The sequence below is a fragment of the Treponema berlinense genome (assembly GCF_900167025.1).
In the GTDB taxonomy this organism is placed as follows: domain Bacteria; phylum Spirochaetota; class Spirochaetia; order Treponematales; family Treponemataceae; genus Treponema_D; species Treponema_D berlinense.
The window spans coordinates 48,598-65,520 of record NZ_FUXC01000009.1; the positions used below are offsets into that span (position 1 = coordinate 48,598).

The window sequence follows — 16,923 nt, forward strand, 5'->3', positions numbered from 1 at the left end:
TGATTCGGGTTAATATCATGCTTTCCCTAGGGGGACTTTTATGAAAGTACGAACCAGCGTAAAGCCCATCTGCGATAAGTGCAAGGTTATTAAAAGAAACGGAATTATCCGCATTATTTGTTCTAACCCAAAACATAAGCAGAGACAGGGTTGAGGAGTAACAGATGGCTCGAATTGCGGGAGTTGACCTCCCAAATAAACACGTCGTTGTTGCATTGACTTATATTTACGGTATCGGTCGTTCATCTGCAAAAGCGATTTGCGAAAAAACAAAGATTGATCCTACCAAGATGATGAATGATCTTGATCAGGATGAGCAGGCTAGACTTCGCACTGTAATCGATGAAGGATACAAGGTTGAAGGACATCTTCGCTCAGAAATCGGTCTTAACATTAAACGTCTTATGGACATTGGTTGCTATCGTGGTCTTCGTCATCGCAAAGGTTTGCCAGTTCGTGGTCAGCGCACACGTACTAATTCACGTACTCGCAAAGGTAAGAAGAAGACAGTTGCTAACAAGAAAAAGGCTGTCTGATAGGACGGAGGATTTAATTAATGGCTACCGTAAAAAAACGAAAGGAAAAGAAGAGCGTATACGAAGGAAACGTATATATCCAGGCTACGTTCAACAATACTATCGTAACAATTACAGACTTGAATGGAAATGCTCTTTCATGGGCATCTTCAGGCGGACTTGGATTCCGTGGAGCAAAAAAATCTACTCCATTTGCTGCACAGACAGTTACAGAAACAGCTGTTCAGAAAGCAGTAAGTTACGGATTGCGTGAAGTTCACGTATTTGTAAAAGGACCAGGTATGGGCCGCGAAAATGCAGTTCGTGCTCTTGGTGCTTTGGGACTTAAAGTAAAATCAATTTCTGATGTTACTCCAATCCCACACAATGGATGTCGTCCACGCAAGACTCGCCGTATGTAAAATAAATGATGAGAATGGATGTTCTAGCAATGTCCATTTTTGTTGTTTTTTTATGTTTAAGGTCAGTAATAGTTAGGTTTTGACCGGATTTCCGGTAAAAAAGTATGAAAAAATGGCAGTCTTTTGATTTGTCATTATTGCAGGCTCATTGTTGAGCGTAAATAAAAGGAGTTCAGATGGCACGTAAAAACCTCTTGAAGGGTTTCAAAAAACCAAAGGGTATTACATTTGAACATCTCGAAACAAATCCAAATTACGGAAAATTTATTGCTTATCCATTTGAACCAGGTTTTGGTACAACGATTGGAAATACTCTTAGACGTGTACTTCTTTCTTCTATTCAGGGATATGCAGTAACATCTGTACGGATTACTTCATTTGATGCTGAGGGCGTTCCTCGTGTAATTCAGAGTGAATTTGATTCAATTGCAAACGTTTCGGAAGATACACTTGAGATTTTAAACAGCTTGAAAATGATTCGTTTTAAGCTTCCAAACGATGCAGAACAGGATACTCTCCTTTTTGAGTTCAAAGGACCTGGAAAAGTAACAAGCAATGACTTTGAAAAAGAAGGTCAGCTTGAAGTGCTTTCTAAAGATGTTCCTGTATTCACAATGATGGAAGGTGCAAACCTTAGCATTGAAATTCAGGTTGACTTGGGCAGAGGTTATATTCCTGCTGAAGTAAACAGCAACTATGTTGAAGTAGTTGGCACCATTCCAATGGATGCTATTTTCTCTCCAGTTCGCAAGGTAAAATATTCAATTGAACCTTGCCGTGTTGGTGAAAGAAACGACTACGATAAACTGGTTCTTGAAATTTGGTCTGATGGAACAATTTCTCCAGAAGATGCACTTGCTGAAGCTGCAAAGATTGCTAAAGATCATTTCTCAATTTTTGTAAACTTTAATGACAGTGACGTTTCTGGCTCAGATGATATGGATGAAGGTGATGAAAGAATTCGTTCATTGCTTAATACTCCAGTTGAAGAACTTGAACTTTCTGTTCGCTCTTCAAACTGTCTTAAAAATGCCAATATCCGCACAATCGGAGAATTGACAAGAAAGACAGAAGATGACATCGCCAAGACAAGAAACTTTGGTAAGAAATCTCTTACTGAAATTAAAGAAAAACTCCTTGAATGGGGACTTACACTTGGAATGACAGATTACAGTCATCTTAAGAATGTAAATTTGGCAAATCCAAAGCAAAAGGAAGAATCCAATGAATCATAAGAATGGTTTTAATCCGCTTTCGCGCACAACTGCACATCGTCGTGCTATGTCGCGCAACATGGTAACTTCACTTTTCAGATTTGAACGCATTACAACTACTAGTGCAAAAGCTAAAGAAGTTCGTAAGGCTGCTGAAAAATTGATTACACGCAGCAAGGTTGACACAGTTCACAACCGTCGTATTGCCGCAAAGTTTATTCAGGATGAAAAAATCTTGAACAAACTCTTTACTGAACTTGGTCCAAGAATGAAGGATCGCAAGGGTGGTTACACTCGTATCCTTAAGATTGGTTTCCGTCAGGGCGACGCTGCAGACATGGTAATTCTTGAATTGGTTGATTATAAACTTCCAACTGAAGAATCTAAAGAAAAAGCTGCAAAAAAAGCAGATGCTTCTGAAAAACCTGCTAAAAAGCCAGCTGCAAAAAAAGCATCAGCTAAAGCTAAGACTGCAAAAGCAGCTCCTGCTGCTGAAGAAGCAAAATAAGGAGTTAACTTATGTCTAAAGCACATCGCGGAACTGGTATCCGTAACGAAGTAAACCACGGACGTGGCAAATGTGCACGCTGTGGAAAAGAAAATATCAAAATCCTTTACGAAAAGGAAATTGATGGTGCAACAGTTAAAGTATGCAAATACTGTAACGCTGCATTGAAAAACATTGCAAGAGTAGAAGCAAGAAAAGCAAAACCTGCTGAAGCTTCATCTGATGCTCCTGCAGAAGCACAGGCATAATTTATTTATAAGTTTGTTCCTGTCTACGCCGTCCTTCGGTTTTTGTAAGGGCGGCTTTATTTTTTTAAAGACATTTGCATTTTTTTTAAAATACAATCGTAAGATTAGAATTTTTAAATTTAAAATGACGCTGGATTGTATGGTTGGAAGGAAAATGAGCCCGGCCCGCAGTGGTGGCAAAGCCAGTCCGAAGGACTGAGGGGTACCGAACCACGGAGAGCCGATAAGAAAAGAAGTTGTGGCGTCCGCTAAAAAAGTTTTATTTTTTTAGTTTTAAACCGAGTTTTGCAATTTCTGCAATTGCGCTTGAAATTTGTTCGACTCCGGTTGATGCGTCTTGCAGGCGATTTGATATTTCTGTAGACGACTGAACCTGCTCGTTTATAGAGTCTTTTATGTTTTCTGAAAGGCTGGCAATTGTTTTGATTGCTTTGTTGGTTGAATTGATGACTTCTTCTGCCTGTTTTGTGCTCAGGTTGTTCTTTTTTACGAGTTCCTGAATTTTTGAAGTTGAAGAAACTGTCTGTGCCGCAAGCGCCTTTACTTCTTTTGCTACTACGCTAAAGCCTCGTCCGGCGTCTCCTGCGTGGGCAGCTTCGATTGCGGCGTTGAGCGCGAGGACGTTTGTTTTTTCTGCAATGTCGTTGATAAGGTCGATTGCGTGCGTAATTTCTTCGGTAATGTGAACAAGCGTTTTTATTGATTTGTCGGCATCTGTTATCATCTGGTTGGCAGAAGTTACAGTGTCGGCAACGTTTCTAATGTTTCCGGAAATGTCTTTAATGTTTCCAACGACTGAATCCATTGAGGTTGAAATATTTGTGATGTTTGAAGTGATGGATTCTGACTGGTTTGAAACAACGTCGGCCTTGTCTGACATGACATGCAGTGTTGTTTGGAGCAGATCCTGGCTTTTTGTGCGTTCTTCGAGCAGGTTGGAACTTGAAATTGCGCAGGAAATTTGTTCCCGGAGAGTTGCGTATGTGATTCCGCTTGCAGTTTCTGATTCAAAAACAATATAACCGAGATAAGTGTTCTGAATGTTAAGAGATTCTACTTCGTATATTGCGTATTCGTCGGAATTGTTGATTGAATTTGGAATGATTTCTGTTGTTTTGAACGTAAGTCCTCCTTCTGGAAGAGAAATTCGTTCGCCTTTTTTTATTGCAAGCACTAATTGGCTCGTCTGCGGAATTTCCTGATTTTCTTCGGTGTAATGACAGTCGTTGTAAAGCGCAATGTAACAGCTTGAAATGTCAATTTTTGGAAGAGCCTTTGTGATGATTTCGAACAGTTTGTCCAAATTTGAGCATGAAAGAATGTCTGTGCTGATTTGGCGGAGAACTGATTCTTTTCGGCTTGCAAGAAGATTTGCCTGTTTTTGAGTGCGGCAGTCAAATTCGCTTATGAGTACGCGTACTTGCTGGAAAAGATTTTCGCACTTTTTGTAAATTTTGCATTGGCAGTTCATTGTTAAAAGTGCGGATGCTCGTATTGTCGAGATTATGTCCTGCCAGACGTTGAAATTTTTAGAGATTTTTTCAAAATTGTTCAAGCCGATTGTGACGGTTTTTAATAATGCGCCAGGTTCTTTGCTGAGAATGTCGTTTGAAAATGAATCTACAAATTTCGGCACAAAATTTGTAAAGAAAATTGTAATTTCTTCTTTTGTGTAGAAATCGTTTTGAACTGTCTGCAAAATTTTTTGAGAAAGTTCATTTTTCCATTCTGAACTGGAGAATGTTTCTGAAATTAAGTTTTCGCCAAAAAGGAAATTTGCTTTTTGAGCCTTTTTTAAAAGTTTTTTCTCCTGAGAATTTGACAAATCAGCGGAGATTTCAAAAGCGGCATGATTTACGGAAGTTGAGGTACAACCGCAGGATTCGCCCAAAATAAGACGGGTTTTGTATCTGAAGAGTTTGGAATACTCTTTATTTTGCAACATGGCTGAGAGTGTTTCGTAGCCCTGAAGTCCCTGTTTGTAGAACGGCATTTCGACAGAAGTGATTGGCGGATTTGACCAGGCGGCGTCGTCTGTTCCGTTAAAACCGCAGACTGCAACGTCGTGAGGAACGGAATAGCCTTGACGGATGAGTTCTTCCTGGGCGCCGATAGCGACGTTGTCTCCGACAGCGACAACCGCATCAAAGTCTTTTCCTGGTTTTAGACCTTTGTTGAGCCAGTTGCTGAGCGCTTTTTCGCCGTCAGCAATTGCCCAGCCGCCACATTCGGAAATCAATGCGGGATTTGCCTGAAGCCCATGTTTTTTTAAGCCTTCGAGATAACCTTCGTAACGTTCTTTTGCGTAGATGTGGGTTTCTGGACCGCGTATAAATGCGATTTTTGTAAAGTGATGGACGTCGACAAGATGGTCTATGAGTTCGATAAGTCCTGTTTTGCAGTCTGTGACAATGCTAGGTTTGCCTTCGACTTGAAAGGTCATGCAGACAAGGGGCGTTTTTTGAAATCTTTTGTAAAAATCAGTGGTTTTCTTGTCTACGTCGGAAGAAGCCCAGGAAATGATTCCTGAAAATGAATCATCCGTCAACAGGTGATAGATTATAGAACCTTCACCTTTGTTTAAGATTGGCCCTCGAAATGTGACTAAAGGGATTTTATCTTTTTTGCAGCCTGTTATAATGCCTTTGAGCATGTTGCGACCAGTTGCATCGATTAATGAGCGGGTTAAAAAAGCAATTGATTTTTTATTCATGACTAAACCTCGAAAAGTAAAATCGCCTATCTTTAATTATAATATATAATATGAAAAAAGAAACTTTAAAATTTTGATTTAATTGATAATTATAAAATAGAGTTTTTGAATATTACCTGACTGGTTTGAAATTTTGTGCTTTAAAACTTTAAAAAGTGAAAAAATTGTTATTTATTTTATTTACTAAAATTAAGAAAATAATTAAAGTTTATTCAAGTTGAATTTTTGGAGGACTCAAATGAAAAAAGTTTTGGGTGCGGTTGCTCTTGCTGTTGCAGGACTTTTCGCTTTTACCGGTTGTGGTGAAAAAGCTGGAGAAACGGTAAAAATTGGTGCTATTGGACCTCTTTCTGGTGCTGTAGCTGTTTACGGTGTTGACTGTTTAAATGGAATCAATTTGGCAGCTGAAGAAATTAACGCTGCTGGTGGCATTAACGGTAAAAAAATTGAAATTGTGAGCGAAGATGATGAAGGAAATCCTGAAAAATCAGTAAATGCTTACAAAAAAATCGTTACACAGAAAAAAACAAAGCTCATTGTTGGATCTTTGACTTCTGGATGTACAATGGCAATTACTTCTCTGGCTCAGGCTCAGAAAGTTTTGATGATTGCTCCTGCTGCTACAGCTCCTGCAATTACTGAAGCCGGCGATTTTGTTTTCCGCGCTTGTTTTATTGACCCGTTCCAGGGAACTGTCGGTGCTAAATTTGCACTTGAAACTCTCGGGGCTAAAAAAGCCGCTGTTCTTTATGATGTTGGAAACGACTACTCTGTAGGTCTTACAGAAAATTTTGTAAAAACTTTCTCTGCTTCTGGAACTGTTGTAGCTAAGGAATCTTACAGCACTGGCGACAAAGACTTTAATGCTCAGCTTACAAAAATTAAGAATTCTAAACCTGATGTTGTTTATCTTCCAGATTACTACGGAACTGTAGCTCTTATTGCTAAACAGTTGCGCGCTCAGGGAATTGACACTCCGATTGTTGGTGCTGACGGCTGGGACGGCCTTACCGACAATGCCGGCGATGAGGTTTTGAACGGTTTTTATTCTAACCACTATGCTGCTGACGCAACTACTGGCGCAGTTAAAACTTTTGTTGAAAACTACAAGGCAAAATACAATCACACTCCGACTGCTTTTGCAGCCCTCGGTTATGATGCGGTTTATATGATTAAAGACGCAATCCTGGCTGCTGGTTCAACTGACAGTGTTGCTGTAAGAGATGCGCTTGCTTCTTCTGAAGGCGACTATGTTACAGGTCATATTACTTTTGATGAAAAACGTAACCCTGTAAAATCTGCTGTAATGCTTGAACTGGTAAAAGGTGCTGACGGAAAACTTTCTACAGTTTATAAAACTACAGTACAGCCGTAAGTTTAAGCTTGCTTGATTTGACAAAGGCGTCATGAATTTGGGAAATTGTTTTTCTCGAAGGAATGGCGCTTTTTTTTTGCAGAAGGCTTAGCCCGGATCGTAACGGCGCGTAGCGTCCGCCTTGGCGGATGGAGCGGATAGCGCAACCGTGAAGAGCCGGTTTGAAAAATATTTGTGCTCCTGTAAATAATGCACGATGCCTTGATTTACTAAAAACAAAAAATTTTTTACAATATAACAGAACTAATATATTTGGAGGATAAGTTTGAACAACGTAACAATTTTTGTTCAGCAGCTTATCAATGGACTTTCGCTGGGAAGTATTTATGCCTTAATTGCCCTTGGGTATACGATGGTTTATGGCATTGTTAAGTTGATTAACTTTGCGCATGGCGACGTTATGATGATTGGCGCTTATGCAGGATATTTTGTTTTGTGTGCGATGGGCACAACTCCAGCTGGAATGGTCTGTGCTTTTTTGGCTGCAATGGTTTTTTGCGGACTTTTGAGTCTTGCGATTGAAAGGCTTGCGTACAGACCTTTGAGAAATGCGCCGAGGTTGAATTCGTTGATTACGGCGATTGCTGTGGAATTGATTTTGCAGAATGTTATGCGCGTTTTGCCTTTTGTTGGTCCGGAGCCACGTTCTTTTCCGACAATGGCGATTAAAAACTTTAGTTTTGGAATCGGTTCAATAAGCAATGTTCAGATTATTGTAATCTTGCTTTCGGCTGTTCTTATGGTTGTTTTGAACTATGTCGTAAACTACACAAAAACCGGAAAAGCAATGCAGGCTGTTAGTTATGACCTTGGCGCTGCAAGTTTGATGGGAATTAATTCGAACAGGATTATTGCCGTTACTTTTGTAATCGGTTCTGTTCTTGCTGGCGCAGGTGGCGTTCTCTATGCTGTTGCTTATCCGCAGGTTGATCCTCTAATGGGTTATATTCCTGGATTAAAGGCGTTTGTTGCGGCTGTTTTGGGTGGAATTGGTTCTATTCCTGGAGCTATGGTCGGCGGAATTATTCTTGGTGTTGCGGAAACTATGGTAAAGGCTTATCTGTCTTCTCAATATGCGGACGCAATTGCCTATTGTATTTTGATTGTAATTCTTTTGGTTAAACCTGCCGGTCTTCTTGGCAAAAAAGTAAAGGTTAAGGTTTAGGGGCTGGTTTATGATGAATACGAAAAAAAGTAATTTTTTAATTCCAGGAGTTGTGGCTCTGGCGGCGATTGTAATTCCTTTTGTTTTAATCCGCGTTGGTTTGATTGACGCTTATACTTCGCAGATTTTGACGATGGGCGGAATCAATGCTGTAATTGCGATTTCTGTAAATATGGTTACGGGAATTGTCGGTCAGCTTACTTTGGGACAGTGTGCTTTTGAAGCGATTGGCGCTTATTCGGTAATTATTTTTACTCAGGATGTTGGTTTGCCGTTGCCTGTTGCCATGCTTGTTGCTCCTTTTTTGGCGGCGATTTTTGGATTTGTGATTGGTTTTCCGACTTTAAAGCTTGAAGGCGACTATCTTGCGATTGTAACCCTTGCTTTTGGCGAAATTGTGCGTGTAGTTCTTGTAAACCTCAAGGCAGTTACTGGCGGTCCGAACGGAAAAAGTTTTAAATACAGTTTTATGCGCGACGACCTTTTTTGGGGACCTGCAATGAGTTATCTTGTAAGCATTGGAATGCTTGTTATTCTGATTGTTCTCTTGCAGAATTTTTTACATTCAACTTACGGCCGGGCAATCAAGGCTATTCGGGAAGATGAAATTGCCGCAAATTCTAACGGAATCAGCGTTTTTAAATACAAAATGATTGGTTTTGTGATTGCTTCGTTTATTGGCGGTCTTGGCGGCGCGCTTTATGCTCCGATTGTTGGTTTTATTAAGCCGGATATTGCTTCGTTCAACAATTCTGTAAATATGCTGATTTATGTTGTTCTTGGAGGAATGGGAAGTATTAGCGGTACGGTAATTGCGGCCTTCGTTTTGACTGCAATTCAGGAGGCGTTGAGATTCCTTGGAAATTACCGTCTTTTGTTCTATCCGGTTGTTTTAATCATTGTAATGCTCTTTAGACCTCAGGGACTTATGGGAATGAAGGAATTGAGTTTTGTGAACGGATTTTTTAGCCTTAAAAGCAGATTTTCCAAAAAGGCAAAAAATGAAGTTGTGGACACAAAAAAGAATGAAGGGGAGGCAGAATAATGAGTGATGAAAAATTGATTCTTCAGGTAAATGACCTTTCTATCGTTTTTGGTGGACTTAAGGCTGTCAGCGAACTCAATATGGAACTGCGTAAAGGCGAACTTGTCGGTTTGATCGGACCGAACGGCGCTGGAAAAACAACTGTTTTTAACATGCTTTCCGGCGTTTACACTCCGACTGGCGGACAGATTACTTTTTGGGATAAAAACGGAAAAGTTCAGGTTGTAAATAAAAAAACACCGGCCCAGCTTAATTTGATTGGAATTGCGAGAACTTTTCAGAATATCAGGCTTTTTGGAAATTTGACCGTAAGCGACAATATTCGGATTGCAATGCACAGTCAGAGAAATGTTAAGCCTTGGGATGCGGTTTTTCGTACTAAAAAGTTTTTTGAAGATGAAGAAGTGATGAGTTTAAAGGTTCGGAATCTGCTTAAACTTTTTGGTCTTGAAAAAAAAGAAAACGAGCTTTCTTCAAATTTGCCTTACGGTGAACAGCGAAAACTTGAAATTTGCCGTGCCCTTGCTGCAAATCCGACACTGCTTTTGCTGGACGAACCTGCCGCTGGTATGAATCCGCAGGAAACAAAAGAACTTATGGAACTTATTGCGTTTATCCGCAAAGAATTTAATTTGACGATTCTTCTTATTGAACACGATATGAAACTTGTAATGGGAATTTGCGAGCGTCTTTATGTTTTGAATTACGGCCGGGTTCTTGCGAGCGGAGTTCCGGAGGAAATTAAATCAAATCCCGATGTAATTAAAGCTTATTTGGGTTCTGAAGCGGAAAATCTTGCTTAAGAGTTTTTGAATCGGAAATTTTTGGAGAAACTATGGCAATTCTTGAAGTAAAAAATCTTGTTGTAAATTACGGTGCAATCCGCGCTCTAAAAGGCATTTCGTTTGATGTAAATGAAGGCGAAATTATTTCCCTTATCGGCTCGAATGGCGCTGGAAAAACAACAACTTTACATTCAATTTCTAATTTGATTAAAAAACAGAGCGGTTCTGTTGTTTTTGACGGAGAAGACATTACAAATCTTCAGGCGGCTCAGATTGTTCACAGAGGGCTGATTCATGTTCCTGAAGGCAGACGGATTTTTGCAAATTTGTCTGTAAAAGACAATCTTGAAATGGGAGCTTATACCCGAAATGACAAGGAAAAAATCAAGCAGGATATGGAACACGTGTTTGAACTTTTTCCGAGAATGAAAGAACGCTTAAAGCAGCTTGCAGGAACTCTTTCGGGCGGAGAACAGCAGATGCTCGCAATGGGCCGCGGACTTATGGCGAATCCGAAACTTCTTTTGCTTGATGAACCGAGCATGGGACTTGCGCCGATTCTTGTTGATGAAATTTTTGAAATTATCAAAAAAATCAACGAGGACGGAACGACAATTTTGCTTGTTGAACAGAATGCGTTCAAGGCAATGAGCATTGCAAACCGGGTTTATATTTTGGAAACCGGAAGCATTTCTTCGTCGGGAAATTCAAGCGACATGATAAAAGATCCGGCTGTAAAGGCTGCGTATCTTGGCGGTTAATTGTTTTGTTTGCTTTTTTATAAAACGCGACTTAGAATTATTTACGGTTGGTATTCTGTAAACTTTTTGGAGGAAATTATGAAAGTATGTGACTTTATGAGCAAAAATGTAATTTATGTTTCGCCAGATACATCTTTGACGGATGCAAAGGCTTTGATGATAAAAGAAAAAATCAATAAGCTTCCAGTTGTTGATAAATCAAAAAAACTGGTTGGAATTATAACGAAGAATGACTTGCAGAAAGCAGCTCCTTCCAGCGCTTCGACCCTTGATATGTATGAATTGGGTTATCTTCTTTCAAAATTAAAAGTTGAAAAGATAATGGTAAAAAACGTAAGAACTGTTGATTTTGATGAAGTTATTGAAGAAGCGGCAAGAACAATGGCGACCGAAAAAATCGGATGTCTGCCTGTAATGAAAGACGGAATTCTTTCTGGAATTATTACCGAAACCGACCTTTTTAACGCGTTTATTTCGATGTTTGGAGCAACCTTGCCTGGAGTACGGGCAGTGATTGAAGTTGCAGAAAAACCTGGCGAACTTGCAAGAATTGCAACTGCCGTGGCTGCAAAAAACGGAAATATTGTTTCTGTAGTAACGACTGACGGAAGCGACGTTTCTAAGCGGATTATTACGGTAAAAATCGGAAATTTGAGCAAAGAGACTGTTGAAGAAATTATCCGACAGGAAAATGTAAAAATTCTCGACATTCGGGAAAAAAAGTAATTGCACTTTTTAGATTGCTAAATAAAAAATAATGGAATGCCGGTAGAAATGCCGGCATTTTTTTAACCGTGCATTTTGTGTAACGGCAGAAAAATGTTTGCGGCAAGGATTGTAGGGGCGGCGAAGCCGTTGCTCTTGAGCAATGGAGCGCGGTTAGCGCGGAACCCCGGAAAGCCTGGTTTTTGCAACGCAAAAAGCCTCCCTGCTGTCAAAAATTATTCTGCGTTTGTTTATTTTATAAAGGACTGTTAAAGAAAAGTTTTTGATAGACGGAAGGGGCTTAAATTTTGTAAATTATAAGTATGTATGGAAAAATTGAAAAAGCTTTGTCGCAGTTTTTGAGAACTTTTGACAGACCTTTTACGACAACAGAAATAAATTTATTACTCAAACCTTACGGCGAAAAAGCGACAGTAGAAGAAATCGACGAATTTTTGCGGGCAGATGACAGAGTGTTCGCTCTTGAAGGGCATTATTATATGACACACGCTGGAGTTTTTAACGGAATGTTTTTTAGTTTTGTTCCGACCGCTAAAGAACTTGAGCAGAAACTGTTTATTCCTGGTGACCGTTGTATTCCTTTTGCGGATAGCGAAATACTTTCGTCGCAGTTGAAATTCATTTATAACGATAGAATTTTGCCAAAAAAAATAATGACGACCGACTGCAACACGGCAAGAGAATTTTTTACTTTTTTTGGTGATGAATATGCAAGCCAATATATTGCCGCTGACCCGATAAATAATAAAACCGAAATTGCAAATAACAATTTTGAGCTGCCGTCGAAAATCAATCTGACAGGAATTTCGCTTGAAAAAGTTATTTCGGATTTTAATTTTCATAAGGGCGACCGCATTTTGTGCAGAATGGTTGATTGGGATCAGGGAATTATTGAAATTTTTCCGATTTTGAACCATAGAAAAACGATTTTGGAATTGAATGAAGAAATCGGAAAAATAAAACTTTGGAACGAAAACCTCGAAAATGAGCTGCTTGGAAGTTTTGACAAAATGGGACCTTGTTCAAGCATGGAACAGCAGCTTTCGTTTGCGTTTTTAGAGCACAGAAAGGAACTTTGTACGCCGGCCTGCGGTTCAATCCACGAGTTCTTAAATACGACAAAAAAAATCAGCATGGAGCTTTTTGGTGTAGAAACAAGGCTCTGGAAAAAGGGCGAAGATGTTCCTGCTGTCGGAAAATGGAATCGGGAAATGCTTGGTTCTGGGCTTGAGGCTTGTTTGCCGGCCTTGCAGCCTCCAGCCTGTTTGCTCGACTGCATTATAAAAGACAGGCTTTTTAACAAAAAAGAAATTGAGCCGGAAGAAATTCTTAAGGATTTTCTGCCAGAAGAAATGGAAATTTCTAAGGAAGAAGAAGAATTCATTACGTTGCAAATTATAAAAAGAAGTGATATATTACGTGAGCATTATAATTGGTTGGCAGATTTTCCGGTTGCGTCGTTGCGGCATAAGGCTTTAGGCTTGTTCGCAAAAGTTCAGAATTTGGTTTTTGATATTGATGGAGCCGGTGAAAAAATCGAACGGTTTCCGCAGCAAGAACTTGTTATTCTCTCTCAGTTGTTTGCACATGCTGCCAGAATTTTGGATATGCTTTCCAATGAAAACGAATGTAAAGATGATGACAGAGATGCGTTAAAACTGTCGCTCGAAGGCATGGAAATGAATTTTGAAGACATTTGTCCTGAACTGCGAAATGCTTTGGACAGATGTTATGCCGAACAGTTTAAGGTTGTCTGATTTTCTGCGGAGGATTGAATGGTTCCTGATGCAAACATCGGTGAATATTTGCGTGCTGGCGGTGTTTATAGAGATATTGAGGGGGATTCGCCGTTTGAAGTTTTTAAATCGCTGTCAGAAAAAGTAAATCTTCCTTCAGAAATCCTTCCTGTAAATCTTTATGAAGGTCTTTGCGCCCGCGAAGCTGTTTTGAGCACTGCTGTTGGCAACGGAATTGCAATTCCTCATTCTCAGCAGCCGCTCTTAAAAAATCCAAAAGATCAGAGAATTTTTATCTGTTATTTAAAAAATCCGATTGATATGAATGCAATGGATAATAAAAAAGTTCAGACTTTGATTATTCCGTTGAGCAGTTCTGTTCAATCGCATTTGCAGATTATTTCGCTTCTTGCGCAACTTTTATCAAAAAGTGATTTTAAAAAAGCGCTTGAATTAAAACTTGGATTAAACGAAATTTATCCGTTGATCCGAAGAATTTAATTTGAGTTGATATAAAAATTTTAGGGGTTTTATTATGGACACAAAAGGAATTGCTGCCGTTGCAAAATCAATCCGCAGTCTGTCAATCGATGCTATCCAAAAAGCAAAATCAGGTCATCCTGGACTCCCGCTTGGATGTGCTGAACTCGCTGCAATTTTGTACGGAGAAGTTCTAAAGCATAATCCTGCTGATTCAAAATGGGCAGATCGTGATCGCTTTGTGCTTTCGGCCGGACACGGTTCTATGTTGCTTTATTCAATCTTGCACTTGAGCGGTTATAAAGTTTCGCTTGACGACATTAAAAATTTCCGTCAAGTAGGTTCTGTTTGTCCTGGACATCCAGAATTTGGCTGGACTGACGGCGTAGAAAACACATCTGGTCCGCTTGGTCAGGGAATTGCCCTTGCCGTTGGAATGGCGCTTGCAGAATCAATCGAGGCTGCAAAATTCAATACGGCAGAACACAAAATTGTTGACCATTACACTTACGCTCTTTGTGGCGAAGGTTGTCTTGAAGAAGGCGTTTCTTCCGAAGCTTCTTCTTTTGCAGGACATAATAAACTTGGAAAACTGATTGTTTTTTATGATCAGAATAAAATTTCTATTGATGGTTCTACAGATATTACTTTTACAGAAGATATTGGAAAACGTTACGAGGCTTATGGCTGGCAGGTTTTAAAAGGCGACATGTATGATGTTGAAGGTCTTTTAAAGCTTATTGAAGAAGCAAAAAAATGTTCGGACAAGCCTTCTTTGATTATGCTCAAGTCTGTAATTGGAAAATTCGCTCCAAAGCAGGGAACTCCTGTTGTTCACGGAGAACCTCTTGGAGAGGCAGATGTTGCCGAAACAAAAAAAGCGCTCGGCATAAATCCACAAGAATTTTTCTATGTAGATCCACAGGCTCTTCGTTATTTTGAAGACAAAAAAGCTGGTTTTGCTAAAAAAGAAGCAGACTGGAACAAAGAGTTTGAAGCCTGGGCAAAAGAAAATCCTGAACTTGCAAAACAGTGGAAGGCTTCGTTTGACGGAACCGCCGACGGAGAAGCTGAAGATCCTGTTTATGAAATCGGTGCAAATGTTGCAACACGTTCTGCAAGTGGCGACATGATAAACGCAATGGGACTTAGATATTCTTGTCTTGTTGGCGGAAGTGCCGACCTTAAAGGTTCAAATAAATCTGGAATGAAGTGCGATGGAGGAACTTATACTCCGTCTAACCGCGCAGGCCGCTCTATTGAATATGGAATCCGCGAGTTTGGAATGGCAAGTGAAGCTCTTGGAATGTGCGCTCATGGCGGAATTCGTCCGTTTGTAGCAACTTATCTTGTATTTAGCGACTACATGCGCCCTTCGATCCGCTTGGCTTCGATTATGAAACAGCCTGTAATCTATGATTTGACGCACGACTCGATTTACGTAGGCGAAGACGGTCCGACACACCAGCCGATTGAGCAGCTTTCTTCTTTGCGTGCAATTCCTGGTGTACAGGTTTTGCGTCCTGGCGATGCGGAAGAAACCGTTGCTGCCTGGCATATTGCAATGGAAAGCAAAGATCATCCGGTTGTTTTGGCTCTTACAAGACAGAATGTTCCTGTTTATGAAAAAGAAGACAAAAACTGGAAAGAGACAATCAAAAAAGGCGCTTATGTTGTAAAAAATGGTGGCGAAAATCCTGACGTTACTGTCGTTGCAACTGGTTCCGAAGTGAATATGGCTCTTGATGCCGCTAAAAAAGTAAGCGGAAAAACTGTCCGTGTTGTTTCGATTTTGGACAAGAATTTGTTTGAAAGCGATGAAAAACTTATGAATGAAATTCTTGGCGGAGCAAAACGTGTGATTGTTGCAGAAGCCGGCTGCAGATGTGGCTGGGAAGGAATTGCAACTGGCCGCAAAGATTTGTTTACGATTGACCGTTTTGGTGAATCAGGACCAGGAAAAAATGTAGCACAGGCTCTCGGTTTTACCGCAGATAAACTTGCTGAATTGATTGAAGCTTAAAAAAGTGGCTTAGGGGCTGAAAGGGCGGCGTGAGCCGTTCGCCTGCGAATGAAACCCTGCAAGACCCGACCCGCGCAAGTGGGGAAGCCCCAAAAAAATAAAAACTGACTTTTAATTCGGATGAATGAATTTTAAGTCAGTTTTTTTATTTTAAACGAGTTCAAACGTTTTGAGAGAAGTTTTGTCAGGCGGATTTTTGTTGATTTTTCTTTTTTGCAAGAAAATATGAAAAAATTGCCAGCGAAATTCCGCCGAGCACCATTAAAAGACACAAAATTTGACCTGTCGAAATGTTAAAAAGCGAAGTGTTGAGGTAAATAGGCGCGTTTGTGTCGGCGGCGATTCTGTAACCAATGTCTGAGTCTGGTTCGCGGAAATATTCGATAAAAAAGCGGAAGATTCCGTATCCAATCGTGTAAATTGCTCCAGAAAATCCGTCAAACGGCTTTTTTTTGCGCAAAAACCAGAGAATTGAAAAAAGTACAAGACCTTCGAAAAACGCTTCGTAAAGCTGGCTTGGATGGCGCGGAAGATTTACGAGCAAACCGGAAATTTGGAGTCCGCACTGAGATGCAAAATCTTTTACCCATTGGAATGAAGCCGAAAAACGTTCTGCCTGCGGAAAAATAATTCCCCAAGGGGCGCTTGTAATGCGGCCGTAAAGTTCGCCGTTTAAGAAATTTCCAAGACGGCCAAATGTGTAGCCGAGAGGAATTGCCGTAACCATTGCGTCAATCCATTTTAGCGTCTGGCGTTTGTTTTTTTTGCACCAGAAAATCATTCCGATTAAGCCGCCGATAAAGCCTCCGTGATAACTCATTCCTGCAAGTCCGGTAAACTGTCCTGAAGAGTTGAACGGCCAAAAAATTAGCCATGGCTTTTTCCAGTAAATTCCGGAAGTATCGTAGACTAAGGTTGAAAAAATGCGCGCGCCGATTAGAAGGAAGATGATTCCTGTGGCAATAAAACTAAAAATGTCGTCTTCTGTGGCTTTTCTTAGCGTTCCGTCGGAAGAAATTTCGTCGAGGGCGCCTTCTTTTAGAAGTTTTTTTAGAACCAAAAAGGCTGTTCCGAACGCAAAAATGTACATAAGACCGTACCAGCGGATAAGTCCCAAAACAGGAACTCCAGGAAAGATTTCCGGATGAATCCACGACGGATAGTTGATATAAAGAGGTAGAAAATTCATTTTATTCTCCAAGTATTT

At 40.2% G+C, this 16,923-nt stretch carries 17 protein-coding genes; 15 read left to right on the plus strand and 2 right to left on the minus strand.

Annotated features, from left to right (window positions below; all coding sequences use genetic code 11):
- The first annotated feature begins 40 nt into the window (after window positions 1-40).
- The 6 genes from rpmJ to B5D47_RS08095 all read left to right on the plus strand — a co-directional run bounded on the left by rpmJ (window position 41) and on the right by B5D47_RS08095 (window position 2,907).
- Complete coding sequence (rpmJ, locus tag B5D47_RS08070) at window positions 41-154, plus strand: 50S ribosomal protein L36 (RefSeq protein WP_074641226.1); 114 nt, start codon at window positions 41-43, stop codon at window positions 152-154.
- A 10-nt stretch (window positions 155-164) separates the two neighbouring features.
- A complete protein-coding gene (rpsM, locus tag B5D47_RS08075; RefSeq protein WP_078931325.1) occupies window positions 165-536 on the plus strand; it encodes a 30S ribosomal protein S13 in 372 nt (123 codons plus the stop codon).
- A 20-nt stretch (window positions 537-556) separates the two neighbouring features.
- Window positions 557-937: a 30S ribosomal protein S11 gene (gene rpsK / locus B5D47_RS08080; protein WP_078931326.1), complete on the plus strand. Its 381-nt coding sequence runs from the start codon at window positions 557-559 to the stop codon at window positions 935-937.
- Between the two features lie 176 nt (window positions 938-1,113).
- The gene (locus tag B5D47_RS08085) at window positions 1,114-2,172 is read left to right on the plus strand and encodes a DNA-directed RNA polymerase subunit alpha (protein ID WP_078931327.1); all 1,059 of its coding nucleotides are present in this window, start codon (window positions 1,114-1,116) and stop codon (window positions 2,170-2,172) included.
- Window positions 2,162-2,659 carry a 50S ribosomal protein L17 gene (rplQ, locus tag B5D47_RS08090; RefSeq protein ID WP_078931328.1) on the plus strand — a complete coding sequence of 166 codons (498 nt, stop codon included), beginning with the start codon at window positions 2,162-2,164 and terminating at the stop codon, window positions 2,657-2,659. The genes B5D47_RS08085 and rplQ overlap by 11 nt, the downstream gene beginning before the upstream one ends.
- Window positions 2,660-2,670: 11 nt before the next feature.
- Window positions 2,671-2,907 (plus strand): hypothetical protein, encoded by a 237-nt coding sequence (locus tag B5D47_RS08095; protein WP_078931329.1) that lies wholly within the window; start codon window positions 2,671-2,673, stop codon window positions 2,905-2,907.
- Between the two features lie 259 nt (window positions 2,908-3,166).
- On the opposite strand, the gene B5D47_RS08100 is transcribed toward B5D47_RS08095, so the two are convergent.
- Entirely contained in the window at window positions 3,167-5,620 is a 2,454-nt protein-coding gene (locus B5D47_RS08100) for a methyl-accepting chemotaxis protein (RefSeq protein ID WP_078931330.1), read from the minus strand.
- A gap of 238 nt (window positions 5,621-5,858) precedes the next feature.
- Here B5D47_RS08100 and B5D47_RS08105 point away from each other — a divergent pair, with 238 nt between their 5' ends.
- The 9 genes from B5D47_RS08105 to tkt all read left to right on the plus strand — a co-directional run bounded on the left by B5D47_RS08105 (window position 5,859) and on the right by tkt (window position 15,716).
- Window positions 5,859-6,995 (plus strand): ABC transporter substrate-binding protein, encoded by a 1,137-nt coding sequence (locus B5D47_RS08105; RefSeq protein ID WP_078931331.1) that lies wholly within the window; start codon window positions 5,859-5,861, stop codon window positions 6,993-6,995.
- 265 nt (window positions 6,996-7,260) lie between these two features.
- Window positions 7,261-8,160 (plus strand): branched-chain amino acid ABC transporter permease, encoded by a 900-nt coding sequence (locus B5D47_RS08110; RefSeq protein WP_078931332.1) that lies wholly within the window; start codon window positions 7,261-7,263, stop codon window positions 8,158-8,160.
- Between the two features lie 13 nt (window positions 8,161-8,173).
- Window positions 8,174-9,205 carry a branched-chain amino acid ABC transporter permease gene (locus tag B5D47_RS08115; RefSeq protein WP_143592643.1) on the plus strand — a complete coding sequence of 344 codons (1,032 nt, stop codon included), beginning with the start codon at window positions 8,174-8,176 and terminating at the stop codon, window positions 9,203-9,205.
- Window positions 9,205-10,008, plus strand: a complete 804-nt coding sequence (locus B5D47_RS08120) for an ABC transporter ATP-binding protein (RefSeq protein ID WP_078931334.1) — start codon at window positions 9,205-9,207, stop codon at window positions 10,006-10,008. Before B5D47_RS08115 ends, B5D47_RS08120 begins: the two co-directional genes overlap by 1 nt.
- Window positions 10,009-10,046: 38 nt before the next feature.
- Window positions 10,047-10,751 carry an ABC transporter ATP-binding protein gene (locus tag B5D47_RS08125; RefSeq protein WP_200806567.1) on the plus strand — a complete coding sequence of 235 codons (705 nt, stop codon included), beginning with the start codon at window positions 10,047-10,049 and terminating at the stop codon, window positions 10,749-10,751.
- Window positions 10,752-10,829: 78 nt separating this feature from the next.
- Window positions 10,830-11,477, plus strand: a complete 648-nt coding sequence (locus B5D47_RS08130; RefSeq protein ID WP_078931389.1) for a CBS and ACT domain-containing protein — start codon at window positions 10,830-10,832, stop codon at window positions 11,475-11,477.
- 302 nt (window positions 11,478-11,779) lie between these two features.
- Entirely contained in the window at window positions 11,780-13,234 is a 1,455-nt protein-coding gene (locus tag B5D47_RS08135; protein WP_078931336.1) for a hypothetical protein, read from the plus strand.
- Window positions 13,235-13,252: 18 nt separating this feature from the next.
- On the plus strand, window positions 13,253-13,714 hold the full coding sequence (locus tag B5D47_RS08140) for a PTS sugar transporter subunit IIA (protein WP_078931337.1): 462 nt from the start codon (window positions 13,253-13,255) through the stop codon (window positions 13,712-13,714).
- A 34-nt stretch (window positions 13,715-13,748) separates the two neighbouring features.
- Window positions 13,749-15,716 carry a transketolase gene (gene tkt / locus B5D47_RS08145; RefSeq protein ID WP_078931338.1) on the plus strand — a complete coding sequence of 656 codons (1,968 nt, stop codon included), beginning with the start codon at window positions 13,749-13,751 and terminating at the stop codon, window positions 15,714-15,716.
- Window positions 15,717-15,900: 184 nt separating this feature from the next.
- Here the strand turns inward: tkt and lgt are convergent, their stop codons facing one another.
- A complete protein-coding gene (gene lgt, locus B5D47_RS08150; protein WP_078931339.1) occupies window positions 15,901-16,905 on the minus strand; it encodes a prolipoprotein diacylglyceryl transferase in 1,005 nt (334 codons plus the stop codon).
- Window positions 16,906-16,923: the final 18 nt, after the last annotated feature.

Excerpts from the sequence above, each read along its gene's own strand:
- rpmJ (WP_074641226.1), top strand. The coding sequence starts at position 41 with ATGAAAGTACGAACCAGCGTAAAGCCCATCTGCGATAAGTGCAAGGTT.
- rpsM (WP_078931325.1), top strand. The coding sequence starts at position 165 with ATGGCTCGAATTGCGGGAGTTGACCTCCCAAATAAACACGTCGTTGTT.
- rpsK (WP_078931326.1), top strand. The coding sequence starts at position 557 with ATGGCTACCGTAAAAAAACGAAAGGAAAAGAAGAGCGTATACGAAGGA.
- B5D47_RS08085 (WP_078931327.1), top strand. The coding sequence starts at position 1,114 with ATGGCACGTAAAAACCTCTTGAAGGGTTTCAAAAAACCAAAGGGTATT.
- rplQ (WP_078931328.1), top strand. The coding sequence starts at position 2,162 with ATGAATCATAAGAATGGTTTTAATCCGCTTTCGCGCACAACTGCACAT.
- B5D47_RS08095 (WP_078931329.1), top strand. The coding sequence starts at position 2,671 with ATGTCTAAAGCACATCGCGGAACTGGTATCCGTAACGAAGTAAACCAC.
- B5D47_RS08100 (WP_078931330.1), bottom strand. The coding sequence starts at position 5,620 with ATGAATAAAAAATCAATTGCTTTTTTAACCCGCTCATTAATCGATGCA.
- B5D47_RS08105 (WP_078931331.1), top strand. The coding sequence starts at position 5,859 with ATGAAAAAAGTTTTGGGTGCGGTTGCTCTTGCTGTTGCAGGACTTTTC.
- B5D47_RS08115 (WP_143592643.1), top strand. The coding sequence starts at position 8,174 with ATGAATACGAAAAAAAGTAATTTTTTAATTCCAGGAGTTGTGGCTCTG.
- B5D47_RS08120 (WP_078931334.1), top strand. The coding sequence starts at position 9,205 with ATGAGTGATGAAAAATTGATTCTTCAGGTAAATGACCTTTCTATCGTT.
- B5D47_RS08130 (WP_078931389.1), top strand. The coding sequence starts at position 10,830 with ATGAAAGTATGTGACTTTATGAGCAAAAATGTAATTTATGTTTCGCCA.
- B5D47_RS08135 (WP_078931336.1), top strand. The coding sequence starts at position 11,780 with ATGTATGGAAAAATTGAAAAAGCTTTGTCGCAGTTTTTGAGAACTTTT.
- B5D47_RS08140 (WP_078931337.1), top strand. The coding sequence starts at position 13,253 with ATGGTTCCTGATGCAAACATCGGTGAATATTTGCGTGCTGGCGGTGTT.
- tkt (WP_078931338.1), top strand. The coding sequence starts at position 13,749 with ATGGACACAAAAGGAATTGCTGCCGTTGCAAAATCAATCCGCAGTCTG.
- lgt (WP_078931339.1), bottom strand. The coding sequence starts at position 16,905 with ATGAATTTTCTACCTCTTTATATCAACTATCCGTCGTGGATTCATCCG.